Genomic DNA, 22,531 nt, shown 5'->3' with positions numbered 1-22,531 from the left:
ACCAGGATCCACCGCCACGTTGCAAAGCGCCCTGTCACCGCGCGCGGGTAGACCTTCTGGCGGACGGCGTAGAGGGTTTCTTCAGTTTCCGCCCGCGCCTTGGCCTGGGCATCGGGGGGAATGATGGTTCGAGGGTCGGCTTCGCTCATGGCTGCAAGGAACTCGCGTTGAAATGGGTCGGCACCACGGCGGAGACTGCTGCACAAAACCGTGGCGAATCACCCGATCCATAACAACATCCGTGCCATCTGGTCCAGCTGGCGGAAAGCCCCTACGATCAAGGGCTTGAACAGCAGCGCTGCCCGCCGGGCACGCCACGCCGGCAGTCTTCTGACAGAAACGCTGCCACAGCTGGCAGCGTTTCTGTCCGCAACACGTGGCGGCAAGCCCTTGCCACCACCGCGACCGTCATCCGAATCAGTCGCGCAGCCCGCGCACGGCCAGTGCTGCGAGGGACGTCAGCGTCGCCAGGCCGGTGACCGCCAGCCAGCCCCACTGGGCGAACAACAGGCTGCCGGCCACCGCCCCCGCCGCCATGCCGACGAACATGCTGACCACCAGCACCGCGTTCAGGCGGCTGCGCGCACCGGGATCGAGGCCATACACGATGCTCTGGTGGGCGATCAGCGAAGCCTGCACGCCCAGGTCGAAACCCACCGTGGCAATCCCCAGCACCGCCAGCTGGACGGTCGGCGGCAGCTGCGTGCCGAGCCCCATCAGGCCGAAGGACAGCGCCGCGAGGCCGGCCGCCAGGCGGATCACCAGGGCCGGCCCGCGACGGTCCGCCAGGTGGCCGGCCATCGGTGCGGCCAGCGCACCGGCCGCACCGGCCAGCCCGAAAGCACCAGCAACGGCACTCCCCAGATGGAATGGGGCGCCATGCAGCATGATCGCCAATGTGGACCAGAAGGCGCTGAAGCCCACCGATAGCAGCCCCTGGGACAACGCCGCGCGGCGCAGCTCGGCGTGACGGCCCAGCAGCCTCGGCAGCGACGCGAGCAAGGCGCGGTAGGACAACTGCGTGGTCGGCACGAAACGCGGCAGCCAACGCCACGAGGCCAGGCCGATCAGCCCGATGCCGACCGCCGCCGCCGCGAACATCGCCCGCCAGCCCCAGTACTCGGCCACCAGGCCGCTGACCACGCGGGACAGCAGGATGCCCATCAAGAGGCCGGTCATCACCGTACCGACGATGCGTCCGCGGCTCTGCTCCGGCGCGAGGCTGGCGGCGGCCGGTACGAAATCCTGGGCCAGCGTGGCGGTCAGGCCGATGGCCAGGCTGGCCAGCAGGAAGCTGCCGAAGTCTCCAGCCAGCCCGGCCGTCAGCAGGGCCAGCACCAGCAGCACCGACTTGCCGAGGATGATGCGGCGGCGGTCATGGCGGTCGCCCAGCGGCGCCAGCAGCAGGATGCCCAGCGCGTAACCGAGCTGGGTCAGCGTCGGCACGAAGCCAGCCTCCCGCGCCCCCGCGCCGAACTCCGCGGCCAGCACGCCGAGCAGCGGCTGGCTGTAGTACAGGGACGCAACGGACAGGCCGGCGCCTGCGGCCAGCAGGAAGATCAGCGAGCGGGCCGGCCGGCGGACCTCCGCCCGCGCCGGCTCGATCAATTCCGGCTTCGGCGGGACGGCCAGCGGGTCATGCGTCTTACAAATGGAAGTCATGGCAAAACTCCTTTTTCTTGGGTGAGCGGAGCTTGCCTGCCAAACAAAGACGGTGGTAGTAGCCCTGCATGCAGATTTGCTATACGTTTGACGCATGAAGAAGACGCTCATCACTTCCCTCGGCGATCCTCGCGCCCGCGCCGATGTCGCACAGTTCGCGTCCGGAACCGGGGACCGGCTGGAACTCATCCAGACCTTCGTGCGCATCGTCGAGACCGGCAACCTGTCGGCCACCGCCGCCCAACTCGGCATGACCCAGCCGACCATCAGCCGGCGCCTGCAGGCCCTGGAGAAATCCCTCGGCGTGCGCCTGCTGCAACGCTCCACCCACAGCATGCGCCTGACGGTGGACGGCGAACGCTGCTACGAAGGCGCCAAGGCCCTGCTGGCCAACTGGGCAGCCTTCGAGTCCGACCTGAAAGGCGCCCGCGAGGAACCGGAAGGCGTGCTGCGCGTCGTCGCCCCCCACGCCTTCGGCCAGGAACGCCTGGTCGGCCCGCTCGCCGCCTACCTGCAACGCTACCCGCGCATGAAGGTCGAGTGGCTGCTGCATGACGACAGCGCAATCCAGGACTTCATCGCCGCCGGCATCGACTGCGCCATCCAGGTCGGCGAGATCACCGACTCTTCGCTGGTCGCCATCCAACTCGCCGAGGTGCCGCGCATCGTCGTGGCGGCGCCGTCGGTGCTCGCCGCCGGCCCGCTACCCCGCGAGCCGGAAGACCTCGCCAGCCTGCCGTGGCTGGCCCTGCGCACCTACTACCGGCACGAGATCGCGCTGCGCCACGTGACGACGGGCGAGCACCGTACCGTATCGATCGAACCGCGGCTGAGCACCGACAGCCTGTACGCGCTGAAGAGCGCAGCCCTGATGGGCCTGGGTGCCGGCGTCGGCTCGGCGTGGGTGATGAGCGAGGCGCTGGCCGACGGACGCCTCATACAACTGGCACCGGACTGGCAGGCCGCGCCGTTGCCGGTCAGCCTGGTCTATCCCTACGCCGGCTTCTACCCGGCCCGCCTGCGCTGCTTCATCGACGTGATGCGCGCCGCCCTTCCGCAGGCGATTGCCGGCTGAAGCCGGCGTGGCGGCGGACGACGGTCCCTGCCGCTGTTGAAATCCCCACCCGGCTGCTGCCCAGCCAGCAGCCGATGCGCCGATGAACGCCCGCCAGGCCCGCGGCACCGGCCTTGCCACGGCCGGCACGAAAGCTGCGTAATCGTTTGCCATTTTTCTGGCAAAGGAAGCCTCCCATGACTTTTTCCGCGTTCAAGCTGGCGGGTCTGCTGACCCTGGGTATCGTCGTCATCGGCGGCGGGCAACCGGGCGTCGCGCAGGCCGCCACGGTGGATCCCCGTGCAGTCGAATACCAGTTGCCGAAGGACATCAAGTGGGTGCGCAACGCCGCCGGCACCTCGGAGCAGGCCGTGCTGTTCGGCGACCCGAACAAGCCCGGCCCCTACGTGGTGCGTATCAAGTGGCTGCCCGGCAACAACTTCAGCCGCCCGCATTTCCACAACGGCGACCGCTTCTTTGCGGTGCTGTCCGGCACCTGGTGGGTCGGCACCGGCGACAAGTTCGATCCGGATGCCACCGTGCCGGTACCGGCCGGCAGCTACGTCATCCACCATGGCGGCCAGGTCCATTACGACGGCGCCAAGAACGAGGAAGCCATCATCCAGGTGTGGGGCATCGGCCCGGTCAACACCACCCAGGCCGCCCGCTAAGCCGTTCCGGCGGCGCCGGGACAATGCGAATCTGGTGATTAGTTTTTCCTCACAAGCATCCCAGTATTCCTTGTTTCACCCCGGTGCCGTCCGAATGCATGATGAACGCGTCTCTTGCGGGGCGGCAGCGGATGCCCCGCGACGCCCTTCTTCGATCACTTCCTCCGGAGCCCCCATGACCCAGGCACGCCAAACAGATTACCCGATCGACCCGCTGTTCACGCAGCGCTGGTCGCCCCGCGCCTTCACCGGCGAAGCGATCCCCGAGGAAACCCTGCTCGGCCTGCTGGAAGCCGCGCGCTGGGCGCCGTCGGCCTACAACGCGCAACCGTGGCGCTTCATCTACGCCCGCCGCGACACGCCGAGCTGGCAGCCGGTCTTCGACAATCTCGTGGAGTTCAACCGCGGCTGGGCCCACAAGGCCGCGGCGCTGGTCGTCGTGCTGTCCCACAAGCAGTACACCGCACCGGGCGCCGCCGAGAGCCAGCCCAATGCCTGGCACTCCTTCGACGCCGGCGCCGCGTGGGCCAGCCTGGCCTTCCAGGCCACCCTGTCGGGCTGGCACGCCCATGGCCTCGGCGGCTTCGACGCCGACGGCCTGCGCAAGACCCTGGGCATCCCCGACGACTACGCGGTGGAGGCAGTCATCGCGGTGGGCAAGCTCGGCGACAAGGCCAGCCTGCCCGAAGCGCTGCAGGCACGGGAGACGCCCAACACCCGCCGTCCGCTGGCCGAACTGGTGGCCGACGGCCGTTTCGACTTCGTGGCGTAAAGACGGAAGTGCCCGTCCGGCTTCCCTTTGCGGGTGCCGGACGGGCACTGCATTCCTGCAGACGAGACCCGCTTCAGTTGTCCCGCCGGTTGGGCGGCACGATGTTGAGGCGTGTCAGCTTGCGATAGAAGGTGGCCCGCGACAGACCCAGTTCCTTCGCCGACACCGTGACCTGCCACTGATTGCGGCGCAGGACTTCCAGCATCCGTTCGCGCAGCCGGGCATCCTTCTCCTTCAGGGGTGGGCCGGGCTGCTCCGGCAAGGCCTCGCAGACCGCGTAGTCGTCACGGGGTGCCGGCCGCGACGACACCAGCCGCGGCCCGAAGAACAGGTCCGGCGGAAAATGGGCGGTGTGCAGCAGCGTGCTCTCGCAGATCGCACAGGCGTAGCGCATCGCATGGCGCAGCTGACGGATGTTGCCCGGCCAGGCATGGCGGATCAGCGCGTCGCGGGTTTCCGGCGCCAGACGCAAGGACTCCCGCCCCATCGCCTTGACCTCCTCGGCCAGCACCCGGTCGATCACCGTGCCGATGTCCTCCCGCTCGCGCAGCGGCGGCAGCACGAACACCGCGCCGTTGAGACGGTAGTACAGATCCTCGCGGAAGCGCCCCTCCTCCACCAGCCGGGGCAGGTTCTGGTGAGTCGCACAGATGATGTGCAACTTCACCGGGATCGGCTGCTCGGCCCCCAGCGGCAGCACCTCGCCCTCCGCCAGCACGCGCAGCAGGCGGCTCTGCAGCACCAGCGGCATGTCGCCGATCTCGTCGAGGAACAGCGTGCCGCCGTCCGACTGCACGATCTTGCCGCGGGCACCCTTGGCCCGCGCGCCGGTGAAGGCACCGTCCCGGTAACCGAAGAGTTCGCTCTCGATCAGGCTTTCGGGAATCGCCGCGCAATTGAGGGCGATGAAGGGCTGCCGGTGGCGGCTGCTGCAATCGTGGATGGCCTTGGCGAAGGCTTCCTTGCCGGTGCCGGTCTCGCCCAGCAGCATCACCGGGATGTCCCGGTTGGCCACCTTCAGCGCACGGCTCACGTTGGTACGCACCCGCGAATCGTCAGTCGCCAGATGGCCGAACCCCCGTACCTCGTTGCAGCCGTCGTCGTTGATCGAGCCGCTGTCCACGGCGGTCGGGGCACGGCGCCGCGCATCCGGCACCCGTAGCAGCGCAAAGAAACGTTCGCCGCTGTCCAGCACGCGCAGCGGAATCGCCTGCCCCGGCTGGGCATGGGCCGCCGCCAGCAGATCCGAAGCCGAACATTCGAACAGATCGGACACGCACTGCACCACGCGGCCCGGCCGGGCCAGCAGCTCCTTGCGCGCCCGACGGTTGCCACCGACGATCATGCCGGTGTCGTCGAAAGCGAGCAGGTAGTCGGTCTGCACATGGAGCAGCTCGGGACTGCGCCCGAACTGCAATATCCAGTACTGGCGCAGGCTGTGGAACGCGAAGGCATCCTCGATGAGGCGCGCCTTCTCGACCACCATCTGGAACACCAGCAACTGGCTGTCCCGGTTCTCCGGCGAATACAACGCCGAGGCGTCCAGCACCGCCAGCGGCTGATCGTCGATGCCGAGGATCGGCGCCGAACTACAGGTGAAGCCGATGTTGTGGGAGCGGAAATGCTCGCCCCGGTGCACGAGGATGGGCTGGCCATCCACCAGACAGGTGCCCACGCCGCAGGTGCCCTCGTCCATTTCGGACCAGCGCGTGCCATTGCGGAAACCCTGGGCGCGGAATTCCTTGTCCAGTTCCGGCACGGTGCGGAAATCGACGGTGACGCCGGTCGCGTCGGTCAGCAGCACGCAATAGCTCGACGGCCGCAATTGTTCATGCAGGCGATCCATGCCTTCCCGCGCAATGCGCATGAAGGCATCCAGGCGGTCGCGGTGCTCGCGCAATTCCTGCGCGGTCACCACCTGGGGCGTCGTCGCCAGCCCCGGATCGACCTGGTATTTGCTCAGAGAGCGTTGCCACGAGCGCGTCAGCCGGTCCTGCGCCGGATGCCTGGGCAGCCGCGCGCCCCTCTCCACCACCTCGACCACGCGTTCCACGTGGCGGGCGATATCACCTTGTCCCCGCATCATTTTATTTCCCCCATATATATCGGGAGTGTTTTAGGAAAAACGTCCTTTGGTAACGGCAGAGCGTATTCCGCTACGGAAATTAAAGCAATGCTGACGTTTGTCTCCGCAAATTGAGACACCTGTCTCAGTTTCTCGTCTCTGTGCCTCACATTTCGCCCCTCAATTCCTGTATCGCAATTTTCCGCACAGCAGCACAAAAAATAAAACCCAATTAATTACCCATAAAATTCATTGCACTAAACAGGATGCAATGCACAAAACCGGCATTCATATTGTAATTGGCACGCCCCATGCAGAAAGGAACGCAATTCGCCAACCAATTGAAGCCCAATTGTGAAACACGACTCCCAAATTCCTCCGATCGGCATCCTGGCCAATCCCGCTTCCGGGCGGGACATCCGCCGGCTGACCAGCAAGGCGCTGGTTTTTCCGACGGTGGAAAAGGTCAACATGATCGAGCGCCTGCTCGGCGCCTTTGGCGCGGTGGGCGTGCAAAAGGTCGTGATGATGCCGGACGTGGTGGGCATCACCGCCGGCCTGACCCGCGCCATCGACGGCCACCGGGCCGACCGCGGCCAGCCCTGGCCGCAGGTGGAATTTCTGCCGATGCCGCTGCGCCACGACGCCAGCGACACCGCCGAGGCGATCCGCCGCATGCGGGCGGCCGGCGTGGCGGTCATCGTCGTGCTCGGCGGCGACGGCACCCACCGCGTCGTGGCGTCCGAATGCGGCGACATCCCGCTGGCGACGCTGTCCTCGGGCACCAACAACGCTTTTCCCGAACTGCGCGAAGCGACGCTCACCGGCCTCGCCGCCGGCCTGCTGGCGATCGGCGCGGTCAGCATCGACGAGGCCGCGGTGCCCAACAAGCAGCTGCGCGTACGCATCGGCGAGCGGGAAGAAATTGCGCTGGTGGATGTCTGCGTGACCCATCTCGACCACCTGGGCGCCCGCGCCGTGTGGGATCCGTCGAGCATCGCCGAGCTGTTCGTGAGCTTCGCCGAACCGGACGCCATTGGCCTCTCCAGCATCGCCGCGATGCTCGCCCCCGTGGGCCGCAACGACTGGCAGGGCGCGTGGGTGCAGTGCGACGGCGCTACCTCGTTGGTACTGGCCCCCATCGCGCCGGGACTGGTCGTGCCGGTGCCGGTGGCCGCCCACGGACTGCTGCTGCCCGGTGAGCCCCGCGCGCTGCGTTGCCTGCGCGGCAGCCTGGCCCTCGACGGCGAGCGGGAAATCGAACTCAACGGCCGCGAGCCGGCCAGCGTGACCCTCGAACTGGACGGCCCGCGCACGCTGGACGTGCCGGCCACCCTCGCCGCCGCGGTGCGCCACGGCGCGCTGCGGCGCCCGCTGGCCGCGGAGACGCCGGCATGAACCACCACCTTCTTCCCGCCTGCGGCCCGCCCGCAGCCCTCAACCCCGGACGGCGCCCCCCCCGGCGCCGACCGCCACCGACCCCGGCGCGGGCAGCCCGCTCCGCACCGGAAGCACCACCCAAAAATCCACAATCTGGAGACAACCGTGACCAAGAAACTGACTCGCGATGACCTGCTGACGGCCTACCGCACCATGCGCACCATCCGCGAATTCGAAGAGCGCCTGCACACCGACTTCGCCACCGGCGAGATCCCGGGCTTTGTCCACCTCTATGCGGGCGAAGAGGCGTCCGCTACCGGCGTGTGCATGAACCTCACCAAGGACGACCACATCGCCAGTACCCACCGCGGTCACGGCCACTGCATCGCCAAGGGCGTCGATCCGGTCGGCATGATGGCCGAGATCTGGGGCCGCAAGACCGGCACCTGCAAGGGCAAGGGCGGCTCCATGCACATCGCCGACCTGTCGGTGGGCATGCTCGGCGCCAACGGCATCGTCGGCGGCGGCGGCCCGCTGGTGTGCGGCACTGCGCTGGCGGCCAAGCTGCGCGGCACCCGCAACGTCAGCGTGTGCTTCTTCGGCGACGGCGCCTCCAACCAGGGCACCATCTTCGAAGCCATGAACCTGGCCTCGGTGTGGAACCTGCCGGTGATCTTCCTGGCCGAGAACAACGGCTACGCGGAAGCCACCTCCTACAACTACTCGGTGGCCTGCGACACCATCGCCGACCGAGCCTCGGCCTTCGGTATGCCCGGCATCACGGTGGACGGTTTCGACTTCTTCGCCGTCCATGAAGCCGCCGGCGAGGCCATCGAGCGCGCCCGCAACGGCGGCGGCCCGTCCCTGGTGGAAGTGAAGCTGTCCCGCTACTACGGCCACTTCGAAGGCGACCAGCAGACCTACCGCGCCCCCGGCGAAGTGCAGAACATCCGCGACACCAAGGACTGCCTGCTGCAGTTCTCACGCCGCGTGACCGCCAGCGGCGAGCTCACCCAGGCCGAGCTGGACGCCATCGACGCCGAAGTGAAGGCCCTCATCGACGGCTCCGTGGTCAAGGCCAAGTCCGACCCGAAACCCACCGAAGCCGACCTGCTCACCGATGTGTACGTGAGCTACTGATCACGCCCGCCCAAAGAATCCAGGAGACATAAAAATGGCACGAAAGATTACCTACCAACAGGCCATCAACGAGGCTCTCGACCAGGAAATGAGCCGCGACCAGAACGTCATCGTGATGGGCGAAGACGTGGCCGGCGGCTCCGGCGCACCGGGCGAGCAGGACGCCTGGGGCGGCGTGCTCGGCGTGACCCGCGGGCTGTATGCCAAGCATCCGGGCCGCGTCATCGACACCCCGATCTCCGAATCCGGCTACGTCGGTGCCGCCATCGGCGCCGCCTGCTGCGGCATGCGCCCGGTGGCCGAGCTGATGTTCGTGGATTTCCTCGGCGTGTGTTTCGACCAGATCTTCAACCAGGCCGCCAAGTTCCGCTACATGTTCGGCGGCAAGGCCGAAACCCCGGTGGTGATCCGCGCCATGTACGGCGCCGGCTTCCGCGCCGCGGCCCAGCACTCCCAGTGCTTGTACAACATCTTCACCCACATCCCGGGCCTGAAGGTGGTGGTGCCGTCCAACCCCTACGACGCCAAGGGCCTGCTGATCCAGTCGATCCGCGACAACGACCCGGTGATCTTCCTCGAGCACAAGGCCCTCTACACGATGGAAGGCGAAGTGCCGGAAGAGCTCTACACCGTGCCCTTCGGCGAAGCCGCCGTGGTCCGCGAAGGCCACGACGTGACCATCGTGGCCATCGGCCGCATGGTGCTGAAGGCCCAGGAAGCCGCCGCCGACCTGCAGAAGCAGGGCATCCACTGCGAGATCATCGACCCGCGCACCACCTCGCCGCTGGACACCGACACCATCCTCGAAAGCGTCGAGAAGACCGGCCGCCTGGTGGTCGTCGATGAATCCCACCCCCGTTGCAGCATGGCCTCCGACATCGCCGGCCTGGTCGCCGAAAAGGCTTTCGACAGCCTCAAGGCGCCAATCCGTCAGGTCACCGGCTTCCACTCTCCGGTGCCGTTCAGCGACGCACTGGAAGAGCTTTACATCCCCAGCGCGGCGAAGATCGTCGCCGCCGTCAAGAGCGTCAAGGAGTACAAGTAATGTCTGCCATCCAAACCATCACCATGCCGAAGTGGGGCCTTTCCATGCAGGAGGGAAAGGTCAACGGCTGGCTCAAGCAGATCGGTGATGCCGTCGAGCAGGGCCAGGAAATCGTCGAAGTCGAGAGCGAGAAGATCGCTGGCGCCGTCGAGGCCGGCGCCACCGGCGTGCTGCGCCGCCAGCTCGCCAATGAAGAAGACGTGCTGCCGGTCGGCGGCCTGCTCGGCGTCATCGCCGACGCCAGCGTGTCCGACGCCGACATCGACGCCTTCGTCGCCGACTTCCTGTCCAACTTCAAGCCCGCCGAGGGCGCGGAGGAAGACCAGGGCCCGACCACCCAGAAGATCGAGGTCAATGGCCACAAGCTGCGCTACCTCAAGCGCGGCGATAGTGGCAAAAGCGGCGAACCGATGCTGCTGATCCACGGCTTCGGCGGCGATCTCAACAACTGGCTGTTCAACCACGAAGCCCTGGCCGCCGACCGTGAGGTATATGCCCTCGACCTGCCCGGCCACGGCGAATCCACCAAGGACGTCGGCGAAGGCAGCCTGGCCGCGCTGGCCGACACCGTGGCGGCCTTCCTCGACGCGGTCGGCGTCGCCTCGGCCCACCTGGTCGGCCACTCGATGGGCGGCGCGGTGTCCCTCACCGTGGCCCTGCGCCACCCGGAAAAGGTCCGCTCCCTCAGCCTGATCGGTAGCGCCGGTCTGGGCAACGAGATCAACACCGGCTACATCCAGGGCTTCGTCTCCGCCGCCAACCGCAACGCGCTCAAGCCGCTGCTGGCCGACCTGTTCGCCGACAGCAGCCTGGTGACCCGCCAGCTGGTGGACGATCTGCTCAAGTACAAGCGCCTGGAAGGCGTCGGCGAGGCCCTCTCCACCCTGTCCGGCAACCTGTTCGCCGACGGCCGCCAGAACAGCGTGATGGCCGACCAGCTGGCCGCACTGGGCAAGCCGGTGCTGGTGATCTGGGGCGAGGAAGACCGCATCATCCCGGTCGCCCACGCCCACGCGGTGTCCGGCAAGGTGCAGGTGGAAGTGCTCGGCAACCGCGGCCACATGGTTCAGATGGAAGCCGCCAACGACGTCAATCGGGCCATTGCCCGCTTCGTCGGCTGACCGGCTCCGCCGGCGGGCGGAACGCCGACCCACGGGTATCCCCCCTCCCCGTGGGTTGGTGTCCGCCCTGCCACGCGGGCCGCCGCAGACCTGAAAACATCTGAGTCCGGACCGGACCGCAAGCCCCCACCCCAAGGAGACATCATGCCCACCGCCCACGCCACGCCCGTCAGCCTGCGCGGCGCCGACAAGCTGGCCCGCATCCCCGTGAAGGTGGACAGCCAACGCGCCTCGCCCCCCAAGCCACCCTGGCTGCGTGCCCGCGATCCGGGCACCGCCTCCGTGCGCGAGCTGCAGAAGCTGCTGCGTGAGCAGGAACTGCACACCGTCTGCGAGGAGGCCGACTGCCCCAACATCGGCGAGTGCTTCGCCCGCGGCACCGCCACCTTCATGATCATGGGCAGCATCTGCACCCGCCGCTGCCCCTACTGCGACGTGGCCCACGGCCGCCCGGCCCCGCTCGACGCCGACGAGCCGGCGCGCCTGGCGCGCACCGTGGCGGCGATGGCGCTGCGCTACGTGGTCATCACCTCGGTGGACCGGGACGACCTGCGCGACGGCGGCGCTGCCCACTTCGCGGCCTGCATCGCGGCGATCCGCAACACCGCGCCGCGGGTGCAGATCGAGATCCTGACCCCCGACTTCCGCGGCCGCGAGGCGCTGGCCCTGGAAACCCTGGTCGACGCGCTGCCCGACGTCTTCAACCACAATCTGGAAACCGTGTCGCGCCTGTACCGCGCGGTGCGCCCTGGCGCCGACTACGCCGCGTCCCTGCGCCTGATCGCCAACATGAAGGCCCGCCATCCGGCCCTGCCCACCAAGTCCGGGCTGATGCTCGGTCTCGGCGAGACCGACGAGGAAGTCCTCGCCGCGATGCGCGACCTGCGCGCCCACCACTGCGACATCCTGACCCTCGGCCAGTACCTGCGCCCATCCGCGTCCCACCTGCCGGTGGAACGCTACGTGCCGCCGGAAGAGTTCGAGCGCTGGCGGCACATCGCGCTGGAGCTGGGCTTCGTCGAAGTCGCCGCCGGGCCGCTGGTGCGCTCGTCCTACCGGGCCGACCAGCTGGCCGCCGGCAGCGGGCTGATCGCGGAGGCCGCAGCATGAGCATCCCGATCCGTCTCAACGGCCAGCCCCGCGAGATTCCCGCCCCGTGGCGCGTCGCCGACCTGGTCATCGACCTGGGCTACGCCGGCAAGCGGGTAGCCGTCGAAGTGAACGGGCAGATCGTGCCCAAGAGCCATTACGCCCACACCCCGCTGGTCGGGCAGGACCGGGTGGAAATCGTCGTCGCAGTCGGAGGAGGCTGACATGGGAAAACCCGAAGCACATCACGTCGCAACACCGCTGGACACGCCTTTCATGATGGGCGGCCAGACCTTTCGCTCGCGCCTGCTGGTGGGCACCGGCAAGTACCGGGACTTCGCCCAGACCCGCGACGCGGTGGAGGCCAGCGGCGCGCAGATCGTCACCGTGGCGATCCGCCGCACCAACATCGGTCAGGACCCGGCCCAGCCCAGCCTGCTCGATGTGCTCGACCCGCACCGTTACACGCTGCTGCCCAACACCGCCGGCTGCTACAGCGCGATGGAGGCGGTGCGCACGTTGCGCCTCGCCCGCGAGCTGCTGGACGGCCACGACCTGGTCAAGCTGGAAGTGCTCGGCAGCCCGGAAACCCTCTACCCCAACATGCCGGAAACGCTGAAGGCCGCCGAAGTGCTGGTGCGCGACGGCTTCCGGGTGATGGTGTATTGCTCCGACGACCCGGTGCAGGCGCGCATGCTGGAGGACATCGGCTGCGTGGCGATCATGCCGCTGGCCAGCCTGATCGGCTCCGGCATGGGCATCCTCAACCCGTGGAACCTCAACCTCATCATCGACGCCGCGCGGGTGCCGGTGATCGTCGATGCCGGCGTCGGCACCGCATCGGACGCCGCCATCGCGATGGAGCTGGGCTGCGACGGCGTGCTGATGAACACCGCCATCGCCGCCGCTGGCGACCCGGTACGGATGGCCACCGCCATGCGCTTCGGCGTGGAAGCAGGCCGCCACGCCTTCCTGGCCGGCCGCATGCCGCGCCGCCTGTACCACGCCAGCGCCAGCTCGCCGCTGGAAGGCGTCATCGGGCGCTAAAGCGTCCCGCTGCCGGCGCGACCGGCGGCGGGACGCCAGGGTGGTGAATCGCGCATTGGGGAACGCGCAGCCCCCGCCGCGACTCGAAGGGACTTTCCCTGATTGGCGAAGCCGGTAGCGGCCGCCCACAATGCGCAGCATGAAAGCCCTGAACCAGATTCCCCTGTCCATGCTCGACCTCGTCGCCGTCCGTGAAGGCGGCAGCGTGGCCGACGCCCTTGCCATCTCCCTGCGCACCGCGCGCCACGTGGAGTCCCTCGGCTTCACCCGCTACTGGCTGGCCGAACACCACAACATGGCCGGCATCGCCAGCTCGGCCACCGCCGTGCTGGTCGGCCACATCGCCGGCGGCACCTCGCACATCCGCGTCGGCTCCGGCGGCGTGATGCTGCCCAACCACGCCCCGCTGGTGGTCGCCGAGGCCTTCGGCACGCTGGCCGAACTCTACCCTGGGCGCATCGACCTGGGCCTCGGCCGCGCCCCCGGCACCGACGGCCTGACCATGCGCGCGCTGCGCCGCGACCGTATCGAACGCGAGGAAGACTTCCCCCGCGACGTAGCCGAACTGCAACACCTGCTCGCCGCCCCCCAGCCCGGCCAGAAGCTCATCGCCATGCCCGGCGCCGGCACCAACGTGCCGATCTGGCTGCTCGGCTCCAGCCTGTTCTCGGCGCGCCTCGCCGCCGAGCGCGGCCTGCCCTACGCCTTCGCCTCCCACTTCGCGCCGCGCCTGCTGCTGCAGGCTCTCGACGTATATCGCGCCAACTTCCGCCCGTCGGAACAACTCACCAAGCCCTACGCCATCGTCGGCGTGCCGCTGATCGCGGCCCCCACCGACGAAGAGGCCGACTTCCTGGCCAGCAGCACCTACCGCCGCGTGCTCGGCATCCTGCGCGGCGACCGGCGCCGCCTGCAGCCGCCGGAAGAGAACTTCATGGCCAGCCTGCATCCCGAAGAGCGCGCCGCCATCGGCGACTTCCTCGGTGCCGCAGTCATCGGCAGCCCGGACAGCGTACGCGCCGGCCTCACCCGCCTCGCCGAGGCCACCGACGCCGACGAGTTCATGCTGGTCAGCGACGTCTTCGACGCGGACCTGCGCCTGCGCGCCCTCGACATTGCCGCCCAGGTCTGCAAGGCTTGAGGCCTTCCCAGCAACCCCGCTCCTCACACCCCATGTCCGACTCCGTCTTTGCCGGCCTCCAGCCGGCCGCCGTGTGGTCCCATTTCGCCACCCTGTGCCGCACGCCCCGTCAATCCAAGGCCGAGGATGCGCTGCGCGACCACCTGCTCGACTGGGCCCTGAGCCGCGGCCTCGCCGCCCAGGTGGATGACGCCGGCAACCTGATCGTCCGCAAACCTGCCAGCCCCGGCCATGAGTCAGCCCCCGGCGTGGTGCTGCAAGGCCACCTGGACATGGTCTGCCAGGCCAATGCCGACACGCCCCACGACTTCTCCCGCGACGCGATCCGCCCGCGCCGCGACGGCGGCTGGCTGGTCGCCGACGGCACCACCCTCGGCGCCGACAACGGCATCGGCGTGGCGCTGATCCTCGCCGCACTGGAAGACAAAACCCTCGTCCACGGCCCCCTCGAAGCCCTGTTCACGGTGGACGAGGAAGCCGGCATGGGCGGCGCCCAGGGTCTGGCCCCCGGCGTGCTGCAGGGCCGGCTGATGCTCAACCTGGATACCGAGGACTGGGGCGAGTTCTACCTGGGCTGCACCGGCGGCGCCGACGTGAACGTCCAGCGTCCGGGCCACCCGGCTCGGCTGCCCACCGGCTTCGTCTGTCGGCAGATCCGCCTCGGCGGCCTGCGCGGCGGCCATTCCGGCGTCAATATCCACGAGGAACGGGGCAACGCCATCAAGCTGCTGGTGCGCGTGCTGCGCAGCCTGGAGGCAGACTTCCCGCTGCGCATGGCCAGCCTGCAGGGCGGTACCGCCCGCAACGCGCTGCCCCGCGAGGCACAGGCCGTGGTGGCCCTGTCGACGACACTGGTCGCCGAGCTGGAGGAAGCCCTCGCCGGCTGGCAAGCCCTGCTGCGCGAAGAGCTGGCCGGCGTGGATGAAGGCGTCAGCCTGCACGCGAGCCCGGCCAGCGCCGAGCTGCTGCTGGCCGAAACCGAACAAGCGGTGTGGCTGGCCTCCCTGCACGCGGCACCCCACGGCGTGCGGCGCTGGAGCCTGGCCGTGCCGGGCGTCGTCGAAACGTCCAACAACCTGGGCGTGGTGTCCGTCGGCCCCACCGAAGGCAGCGCCAACTTCATGGTGCGCTCCCTGCGCGACAGCGGCAGCACCGCGCTGGCCGAGGAGATCGTCAGCCTGTTCGCACTGTCCGCCACGCCCGCCGAGATCTCCGGCCACTATCCGGGCTGGACGCCCAATCCCGCCTCGCCCTTGCTGGCCCTGTGCCAGGCGGCCTACACGCGGGAGTTCGGCGGCGAGTCGCAGGTGAAGGTGATCCACGCCGGGCTGGAGTGCGGCATCATCGGCGCCAAGTATCCGGGGCTGGACACCGTCTCCTTCGGGCCGACCATCCGCGGCGCCCACGCCCCCGGCGAGCGCGTCGACATCGACTCCGTCGGCCGCGCCTGGCAGTTGTTCACCGCCATCCTCGCCGACATCGCCCGCAGCCCGCGATGAACCCGGACGACCTGCAGGCGCTGGTCGAGTATGTGATGCCCTTCGGCAAGTACAAAGGACGCGTGCTGGCCGACCTGCCCGGCAACTACCTGGCCTGGTTCGCCCGCCAGGGCTTTCCGCCCGGCCGCCTCGGCCAGCTGCTGGCGCTGATGCTCGAACTCGACCACAACGGGCTCAAACCGCTGCTCACACCACTGCGCAAACCCCGGAGCTGATCGGGGCAGCACCTGCTGTGGGATGCTGCTGTGGGGGCGAATTCATTCGCCCGCGGTGATTGCTCAACCGCCTGAGGGCGAATGAATTCGCCCCCACAAGCAGCCCAACGGGGAGAGCCTTGGAAGGCTCCCCAAGCCCCGCTGGCTCAGTCGCCGCCCGGCTCGATCTGCGACTGCAGGTAGTTGGGCAGGGTCACATCCTCGATCAGCGACAGCTGGGTTTCCAGCCAGTCGATGGCCTCTTCACAGGCTTCCAGCAGCTCCTGCAGCAGGTCGCGGCTGACGTAGTCGCCCAGCGTCTCGCTGAGGGCCACCGCTTCGACCAGCAGCGGGTGCTGCACGTCGCGCTCGTACTTGAGGTCGCCCTCCAGGCATTCCTTGACGTTCTCGCCGATCAGCAGCTTGCCCAGGTTCTGCAGGTTGGGCAGGCCTTCCAGGAACAGGATGCGCTCGATGATCTCGTCCGCTTCCTTCATCACCCGGATCGACTGCTTGTAATTGTAGTCGTTGAGCTTCTCGAAGCCCCAGTTGCGGAACATCCGGGCGTGCAGGAAGTACTGGTTGATGGAGGTCAGCTCGTTGGTGAGCGCCTTGTTGAGAATGTCGATGACCTTCTTTTCGCCTTTCATCGCGGGCCTTCCTTAAGCGTTGGGGTGGCCAGGCTTCATCTGGCTTTGCAGGTAGTTCGGCAGGCCCACCGCGTCGAGCAGGCGGAGCTGCTTTTCCAGGTAGTAGGCGTGGTCCATCTCGGTGTCCTCGAGCTGCACCAGCAGCATGTCGCGGGTCACGTAGTCCTGGGCCTTCTCACAGGCCGCGATGGCCTTCTTGAGTTCGCCGACCACGTGGTATTCCAGCGCCAGATCGGCCTCCAGCATGTCCTTCACGCCCTTGCCTACCTTGATCGGGCTGCGCTTGTCCACGTAGGCCGTGCCTTCCAGGAACTGGATGCGCTGGATCAGCGCGCGGGCGTGCTGGCGCTCGTGGTCGGACTCGTGCAGGGCCTTTTCGGACAGATGCACATAGCCCATGTCCGAATACATCTCACCGTGAATCAAATACTGATCAACGGCTGCCAGCTCTCCCGCCAGCAGGTCGTTGAGAATGCCGATGATTTTTTTGTCGCCTTTCATGGGAGGACTCCTTTTATTCCAGCTTTTCAGGCTGGCATGGAAACGGCTTGGAATCAAGCCGTTCCAGGGAGTAGCGCGACATATCAGAACTTCAGCGTCAGCCCCGCGTACAGCGAACGCCCCATGCCCGGCACGCCAATGCCATACGGTGCGCCGGCACCGTTGAGGGCCATCGTGGTGCCCTGGCCGATGTAGGCGCCGCCGAGCGGCAGGGTGTATTGCTTGTTGAAGGCGTTGTCGAGGCCCACATCGACGCGGTAATGCTTCCGGTCGTAGCTGCTGCGCAGGTTCAGCAAGCCGTAGCCGGCCGTGCGGATCTCGTTGCGGACCTGGGACACATCATCCTTGGCCTTCACGAAAACCCCTTCGACGGTATTGATCCACGCGTTCACGCGGTGCTCGACAGTGAGCCGGGCGTTGAGCGGCATGATGTTGTACAGATGGTCGTCCGTCCGCGCGTCCTTGCCGCGCACATAGCCGACAACCGCCTTGCCGGTGACGCTGCCGAAGCCCGCCCCCTCGGCCAGCAGTGCCTGGCCGGACAGATCGATGCCGGCGATGCGCGCGTCGGTATTGACCAGCTTCAGGTAATTGAAACGCTGCGCCGTACACGTCGTGAGGCAGCGCGCATCGATATAGTTGTCGACATAGGAGTAATACGGCGTGATCTTCAGCGCCCAGCGCTGGCTCTCCGCATCACGGAAGTCGGCACTCACACTCACCGTATGCGCAACCTCCGGTTTCAGCTCAACATCGCCCACGTAACCGTTGCCATCGTTGAGCCAGTTGTTCATGGTCATCGCCATGCCGTTGGTGGACCACGTATAACGCTCGTAGAGGCTCGGCGAGCGGGTCTTGCGCGAATAGCCGCCCTCGAAGACGCGCCCTGCGGCAGGGGTGAAGCGCAGCATCAGCGTCGCATCCACGTTGTCGTCGGTCTTGCGGCGGTCGGCAGCGTTGAAGCGCGCCGCATCGGCGCCGTACATCATCGCCATCGTGTTGTAGCCCTGCACCGTGCCGGCATTCATGCGCAGCGTGCTGCTGCGCACACCGGCCAGCGAGGTCCACCGCGGCGTCCACTGCGCCTCCCATTCGCCATACAGGTCGAAACGGTCACGCTGACCATCGTTGATGTTCGAGAAGGTGTTCGGCGACATCATCATCGAATTGGCCACCGGCAACCACCAGTCGTCCAGGCGATAGCGCTGGTATTCCGTACCGATGCGCAGCGTGTCGCGCTCATTGAGATTGATCTCGGCCTTCAGCTGCGCGCCGATGTTGTTGCCCTTGGTGTCCATCGGCATGCCGGCCACGTTCTTCGCCGCGCCATACCAGTACAGCTTGTCCTTGCCGAAATCCATCTGGTGGCGGGTCTGCTCCTGGTAGATCCGCCCCTGCAGGCTGCCCCACTCGAAAGTCCCGCTGTAATTGAAGGCGAAGCGGGCGCTCTTGTTGTCGGTCATGTCCATGTGCTGGTTCGGGAATCCCTGGTAGGGAATGTGCTGCACCCCGGCCTTCACTTCAAACAGATGATTGCCATTGCGCAGCGCCACATCCAGCGCCTGGTTGATCGACTTGTAGGCCGACGAGGCGACCTCATCGCCAGCGATCCAGTGATCGCCCACCCACGTACTGAGCGCCGTCGTCCCGCTCTTGAACGCCTTGGCCGAACGGTAATTGCGCGACTCCGCCTCCGAGCCCGCATACGTGACGCTGAGGTTCTCACTGGCCCAGGTCGCCGTCGCATTGAAGCCGTGCGCATCGCCATTGGAACGGTAGAACGCGCCAAGCTCGCCAGTCACAAGATTGCCCTCGCCCGCCGCCGCAAAACGCGGCGCACGGGAATCGACGACCACCGTTGCACCGATGCTGTCGCCGCCCAGGCTCACCGGACGCACGCCGGAATAAACCTGGATCTCGCCGATGCGCGTGGGATCGATATAGGACAGCGGCGGATTCATGTGATTGCCGCAGGCCGAAATCAGATCCATCCCATCCACCTGGATACGATTGCGGTCGTCCGCCAGCCCCTGGATGACCGGCAAGCTCGACACCCCACCCGCCGTCGACATCGCCGCTCCCGGCACACCCAACAGCAGTGCCGCCGAATCGCTGGTCGCCGCGCGCTGACGCGCGATCCACGACCGCTCCACGCCCTGCCCACCGCGCAAGGGCTCGACACGCGACGCCGACACCGCCACCTCCGACAACTCCGCCGGCCCATCCGCCGCCTGAGCGGCCGGAACAGAAACCAGGGGGAACAACGAGGCAATCATCAGGGCAAGCCGGGAGGGCACGGGGGCGACACGTCGCATGGGGACTTCCTTATCCACTCAATTTGGTCAGGCCCGGATTCTCTTACCTCGCGAAATGATTGCCGATGCGACAAGATGCCGCAGTGTGACGGCGGCATGAGGCTTCAATGACGGTGCATGAAAGCATGTTTACTGGCGCCAATGTCATGTGGACGGCGGCGCATCGAATGTTGACGTGGCTACGAACATGAAGCGCACGGCAACATGCCATGTTGAGCGGTCAACATCGTATGAGACGCCGACAGCATGCTATGCGGAGGCATCAACTTGACGTGCTCAATACTCGATATAAACGTCAGCTCATCGCAATGTCGACCATTGCTGCATCGACATAAAACATTGCGCAGTGAACATTCGATACGGCCGGCGAATTATTCAATCTGGACAAAGCAACATTCGATATGCGATTTGCAACATAGTCTATTCACGTCGCAAGTTGCCTGCGGCGCGGCGTAACATGCTTAGTACACCGCCCGCGGCTCTGTCTGCCAACAGCGTATCGACATCGCGGCCACCGTACGGACGATAAGCCCTTCGCGACAACGCTACACGCCGGCTAGAGACTTCACATCGCCCGCCTCGCTCGCAATGCCTCGAACAGATCCTGCATCTCCCTGGCCAGCATCGAGCACGCCCACAGGTAATTGTCCTGCAGTGCTGGACTCAGGCGACGGAAGGCATCGCCCGCATCCCCGTAGGTCATCGCCAGCAAGGACAGCAATTGCACCTGCCGGGCGGAAAACTGATCAACGAGGGCCAGCGCGTCGGCGTCTTCCGCCAACAGATAGAGCGTACCGATAGTTGCGGGGAAATTGAGCTGCGTACTCATTGCGCGCCCCTCCCCTCACGGCCTGGGTTTCGTTGAGGTGGCGAAGCCATTACAACGACATGGTAAATGGACGCGTGCGAACCGACGCACGCCAGGGCGGAAATTGCCATGATGCGGACTCCTTGTTGGTGGACCGATCCGCCACCCGCTGCTAAACGGGGGGCGGGCCAAAGCAGGGTTAGCAGACCGGCAACAAGGAACCGGCAGGGCCGAAGCCCTCCCCACCCGGCCCGCCATTGATCGTGCGCGCACCAAGGGTGTACGGACAAAAAAATAGCCGCGGAGCGGCTGTTGTCCGCCTTGCTGAACAGGCTGCTAAACCCGGTCACTGTTGTCTCAGCGACGAGCAGGAGTATCAGCCGGGTATTGCGTGGGCGTCAAGGGAAGTGGCGACCAAAACCAACGCCGAAATCGCCAAACGCTCGCGCTGCCAGTCAGATCTGAAAATTGTGATCTGCTCCGCTGCGAGGATATTCCTCCATGGCCAACAATGGATGGCAGTTCACAGAGTAGCTATGGAGAACGCAACCCGCACACTGTACCTTGCCGTAGGAGAACAGTAAGGCCGCCAATGCCTGACGATGCGTGGATGCCGAAACCTTGCGCTTGTTCGCCAGCTAGGACAGAAATGCCTCGACTTCGCTGCTGCCCAAGGCTGCAGGGTGACACAAACCGTAGAAACGGATGAGGGCACGAACCCAGTGGACATAAGCCTGTTCGGTTCGTAAGCTGTAATGCAGGTAGCGTATGCGCTCACGCAACTGGTCGAGAACCTTGACCGAGCGCAGCGGCGGTAACGGTGCTGTGCTGGTTTTCATGGCTTGTTATGACTGTTATTTGTACCGTCTATACCTCGTGCATTCAGGCGGCAAGCGCATTACGACGCAGGTCGGTGTTCGATGTTACGGAGCAGCACCGATGTTACACAGCAGGGCAGTCGCCCTAAGAAAGAGTTAGGCAACCAAAGTAAATTTATTGGCGATATGAAATACACAATTCATTACGAATGCACTACCGATATCGGAATATTCAAAGCGGAAGTTGATGTCGAATGCAAAAACTCGCCTACCTCCACAGACGGGTACATTATTGATGCGGTTCTTCAAGATTCCATAAGGTTCCAAAAGTCCGGCCAAGGCTCGACACGAATTATCGACATCAAAAAAACACCAAGTCATTAGCGCAAAAATGAAACAAACCATACTTATTAGCATCATCACTGCCCTTGCTGTGGGCTTGGCTGCATCAGTTTTTACATCATTCGAAAAAGCAAAGGAAATCGAACAGCACAAAGAGAAAATTACCGAGGTAAGCACGGAGCTTCAAAAGTATAAAACCGAAAACAAAAAACTTCGAGCAGTAGCAAGCATTCTTGACGGCGCTACAAACGGGATTCATAAAACACAGCCAGAAATAATAAAAAATGTCAACAAGGTGGTGGCATATATATTGAACCTTAAAGACGCGCCAGAAGAAAAATTCAAGGAGTGTTGGGACAGAAGATTGAATACCACCAGCTGGGGAAGTGATGGCCCTTATGGTCTGCTAGATGAATGTATTGACAGTATAAAGAGCTCCAGCAGTGCAATTCTTATTCGAGAAATAGACAATGCCACCAATGCTGCCCGGAGCAGATGCTCGGAAGGCAACGACCGATACGAAATGGCGAAAAACTGCTGGGCAGATCGAAATTTCCGTCTAATGAGCAGCGCCAATCAAGTTATTTTTTTGGCAATAACAACACAAAATTGGCTTGACACCCAAGACATCTCAATAAATGAAAGATAACATCTCAAGGCCTAATAATCAGCTCTAGCCAACCGTCAAAAAAACCACACTTTTTGCCTATGACTGAGCTAGCACGTTAGGCTGCAATAAAAACTTTTCGCCAAAAATTCCAGACTGGAGATATTCAATTTTTACAAATAGAGACTTATTTATCGAAGTAACGGTTTTCGCCCTTACAGGCTGCTCCTCGACCGGGGTAATACAAAGCGGCAGCGATCGGTATATGGTTTCAAAGACAAGCCTTCAGGTTGGTTTTGGTGCACCAACGGCTGTTCATGGTGAAATTTCTCAAGAGGCAAATGATTTTTGTGCCAAGAAAAGCAAAAAAGTAGAAATAGTCAATACGACAATCGCACATCCAGCGCTGGGGCAGCCGGGGGCAGCCACTTTGGAATTCCGCTGCATCACCGAAGAAAAGCCAAATCATTCCTAACAGCGTAACTAAATGCCTAACAGATCATTCCAGCGGACCGCCAAAAGCTACGCTTTTGACGTCCGCTGAATTCAGACATTGAACGACACCTTTCCTCAAAGCTCAACGGCAACATTGGGTCGAAACGTGCCCCGC

21 protein-coding genes and 1 pseudogene are annotated in these 22,531 nt (G+C 65.1%); 15 read left to right on the top strand and 7 right to left on the bottom strand.

Features of this window, described 5'->3' with window-relative positions:
* Positions 1-417 precede the first annotated feature (417 nt).
* Positions 418-1,662, bottom strand: a complete 1,245-nt coding sequence (locus tag B4920_RS19335; protein WP_079436309.1) for an MFS transporter — start codon at positions 1,660-1,662, stop codon at positions 418-420.
* 94 nt (positions 1,663-1,756) lie between these two features.
* Between B4920_RS19335 and B4920_RS19330 the strand changes: the two genes are divergently transcribed.
* From B4920_RS19330 to B4920_RS19320, 3 genes are all read left to right on the top strand, one after another.
* A complete protein-coding gene (locus tag B4920_RS19330) occupies positions 1,757-2,737 on the top strand; it encodes a LysR family transcriptional regulator (protein WP_079436308.1) in 981 nt (326 codons plus the stop codon).
* A 176-nt stretch (positions 2,738-2,913) separates the two neighbouring features.
* The gene (locus B4920_RS19325; protein WP_216819956.1) at positions 2,914-3,387 is read left to right on the top strand and encodes a cupin domain-containing protein; all 474 of its coding nucleotides are present in this window, start codon (positions 2,914-2,916) and stop codon (positions 3,385-3,387) included.
* A gap of 175 nt (positions 3,388-3,562) precedes the next feature.
* Entirely contained in the window at positions 3,563-4,159 is a 597-nt protein-coding gene (locus B4920_RS19320; protein WP_079436307.1) for a nitroreductase family protein, read from the top strand.
* A gap of 73 nt (positions 4,160-4,232) precedes the next feature.
* Here B4920_RS19320 and B4920_RS19315 read toward each other — a convergent pair whose 3' ends face one another.
* Positions 4,233-6,245 (bottom strand): sigma-54-dependent Fis family transcriptional regulator, encoded by a 2,013-nt coding sequence (locus B4920_RS19315; RefSeq protein WP_254050994.1) that lies wholly within the window; start codon positions 6,243-6,245, stop codon positions 4,233-4,235.
* Positions 6,246-6,578: 333 nt separating this feature from the next.
* Between B4920_RS19315 and B4920_RS19310 the strand changes: the two genes are divergently transcribed.
* From B4920_RS19310 to B4920_RS19265, 10 genes are all read left to right on the top strand, one after another.
* Complete coding sequence (locus tag B4920_RS19310; protein WP_216819955.1) at positions 6,579-7,622, top strand: ATP-NAD kinase family protein; 1,044 nt, start codon at positions 6,579-6,581, stop codon at positions 7,620-7,622.
* Positions 7,623-7,769: 147 nt separating this feature from the next.
* On the top strand, positions 7,770-8,744 hold the full coding sequence (locus B4920_RS19305; protein ID WP_305847120.1) for a thiamine pyrophosphate-dependent dehydrogenase E1 component subunit alpha: 975 nt from the start codon (positions 7,770-7,772) through the stop codon (positions 8,742-8,744).
* Positions 8,745-8,778: 34 nt separating this feature from the next.
* Positions 8,779-9,789: an alpha-ketoacid dehydrogenase subunit beta gene (locus B4920_RS19300; RefSeq protein ID WP_079436306.1), complete on the top strand. Its 1,011-nt coding sequence runs from the start codon at positions 8,779-8,781 to the stop codon at positions 9,787-9,789.
* The gene (locus B4920_RS19295; protein WP_079436305.1) at positions 9,789-10,910 is read left to right on the top strand and encodes an acetoin dehydrogenase dihydrolipoyllysine-residue acetyltransferase subunit; all 1,122 of its coding nucleotides are present in this window, start codon (positions 9,789-9,791) and stop codon (positions 10,908-10,910) included. Before B4920_RS19300 ends, B4920_RS19295 begins: the two co-directional genes overlap by 1 nt.
* A 144-nt stretch (positions 10,911-11,054) precedes the next feature.
* Positions 11,055-12,020 (top strand): lipoyl synthase, encoded by a 966-nt coding sequence (gene lipA, locus B4920_RS19290; protein ID WP_079436304.1) that lies wholly within the window; start codon positions 11,055-11,057, stop codon positions 12,018-12,020.
* Positions 12,017-12,223, top strand: coding sequence for a sulfur carrier protein ThiS (gene thiS, locus B4920_RS19285; protein ID WP_088179507.1), 207 nt, complete (start codon positions 12,017-12,019; stop codon positions 12,221-12,223). The genes lipA and thiS overlap by 4 nt, the downstream gene beginning before the upstream one ends.
* Before the next feature lie 52 nt (positions 12,224-12,275).
* Positions 12,276-13,046: a thiazole synthase gene (locus B4920_RS19280; protein WP_079436317.1), complete on the top strand. Its 771-nt coding sequence runs from the start codon at positions 12,276-12,278 to the stop codon at positions 13,044-13,046.
* A gap of 139 nt (positions 13,047-13,185) precedes the next feature.
* Positions 13,186-14,187: an LLM class flavin-dependent oxidoreductase gene (locus tag B4920_RS19275; protein ID WP_079436316.1), complete on the top strand. Its 1,002-nt coding sequence runs from the start codon at positions 13,186-13,188 to the stop codon at positions 14,185-14,187.
* Between the two features lie 32 nt (positions 14,188-14,219).
* Positions 14,220-15,686, top strand: coding sequence for an aminoacyl-histidine dipeptidase (locus B4920_RS19270; RefSeq protein WP_079436303.1), 1,467 nt, complete (start codon positions 14,220-14,222; stop codon positions 15,684-15,686).
* The gene (locus B4920_RS19265; RefSeq protein ID WP_079436302.1) at positions 15,683-15,901 is read left to right on the top strand and encodes a DUF3820 family protein; all 219 of its coding nucleotides are present in this window, start codon (positions 15,683-15,685) and stop codon (positions 15,899-15,901) included. The genes B4920_RS19270 and B4920_RS19265 overlap by 4 nt, the downstream gene beginning before the upstream one ends.
* A 146-nt stretch (positions 15,902-16,047) precedes the next feature.
* Here the strand turns inward: B4920_RS19265 and bfr (B4920_RS19260) are convergent, their stop codons facing one another.
* The 5 genes and pseudogenes from bfr (B4920_RS19260) to B4920_RS19240 form a co-directional block, all read right to left on the bottom strand.
* Positions 16,048-16,530, bottom strand: coding sequence for a bacterioferritin (bfr, locus tag B4920_RS19260; RefSeq protein WP_079436301.1), 483 nt, complete (start codon positions 16,528-16,530; stop codon positions 16,048-16,050).
* A 12-nt stretch (positions 16,531-16,542) separates the two neighbouring features.
* Positions 16,543-17,031: a bacterioferritin gene (bfr, locus tag B4920_RS19255; protein ID WP_079436300.1), complete on the bottom strand. Its 489-nt coding sequence runs from the start codon at positions 17,029-17,031 to the stop codon at positions 16,543-16,545.
* An 83-nt stretch (positions 17,032-17,114) separates the two neighbouring features.
* Entirely contained in the window at positions 17,115-19,346 is a 2,232-nt protein-coding gene (locus B4920_RS19250) for a TonB-dependent siderophore receptor (RefSeq protein WP_079436299.1), read from the bottom strand.
* A gap of 565 nt (positions 19,347-19,911) precedes the next feature.
* Complete coding sequence (locus tag B4920_RS19245) at positions 19,912-20,175, bottom strand: hypothetical protein (RefSeq protein ID WP_079436298.1); 264 nt, start codon at positions 20,173-20,175, stop codon at positions 19,912-19,914.
* Positions 20,176-20,705: 530 nt separating this feature from the next.
* Positions 20,706-20,993 (bottom strand): annotated as a pseudogene (locus B4920_RS19240) (phage integrase N-terminal SAM-like domain-containing protein); the annotation flags it as partial.
* Positions 20,994-21,363: 370 nt separating this feature from the next.
* Between B4920_RS19240 and B4920_RS28930 the strand changes: the two are divergent.
* Both B4920_RS28930 and B4920_RS19235 read left to right on the top strand, forming a co-directional pair.
* On the top strand, positions 21,364-21,963 hold the full coding sequence (locus B4920_RS28930; protein ID WP_139379564.1) for a hypothetical protein: 600 nt from the start codon (positions 21,364-21,366) through the stop codon (positions 21,961-21,963).
* A 223-nt stretch (positions 21,964-22,186) separates the two neighbouring features.
* Positions 22,187-22,396: a hypothetical protein gene (locus B4920_RS19235; RefSeq protein WP_079436297.1), complete on the top strand. Its 210-nt coding sequence runs from the start codon at positions 22,187-22,189 to the stop codon at positions 22,394-22,396.
* Positions 22,397-22,531 lie beyond the last annotated feature (135 nt).

Source organism: Zoogloea sp. LCSB751, assembly GCF_002028455.1.
In the GTDB taxonomy this organism is placed as follows: domain Bacteria; phylum Pseudomonadota; class Gammaproteobacteria; order Burkholderiales; family Rhodocyclaceae; genus Zoogloea.
Note: the sequence above shows the minus strand (reverse complement) of the source record. Positions and strands in the feature narration are given on the sequence as shown.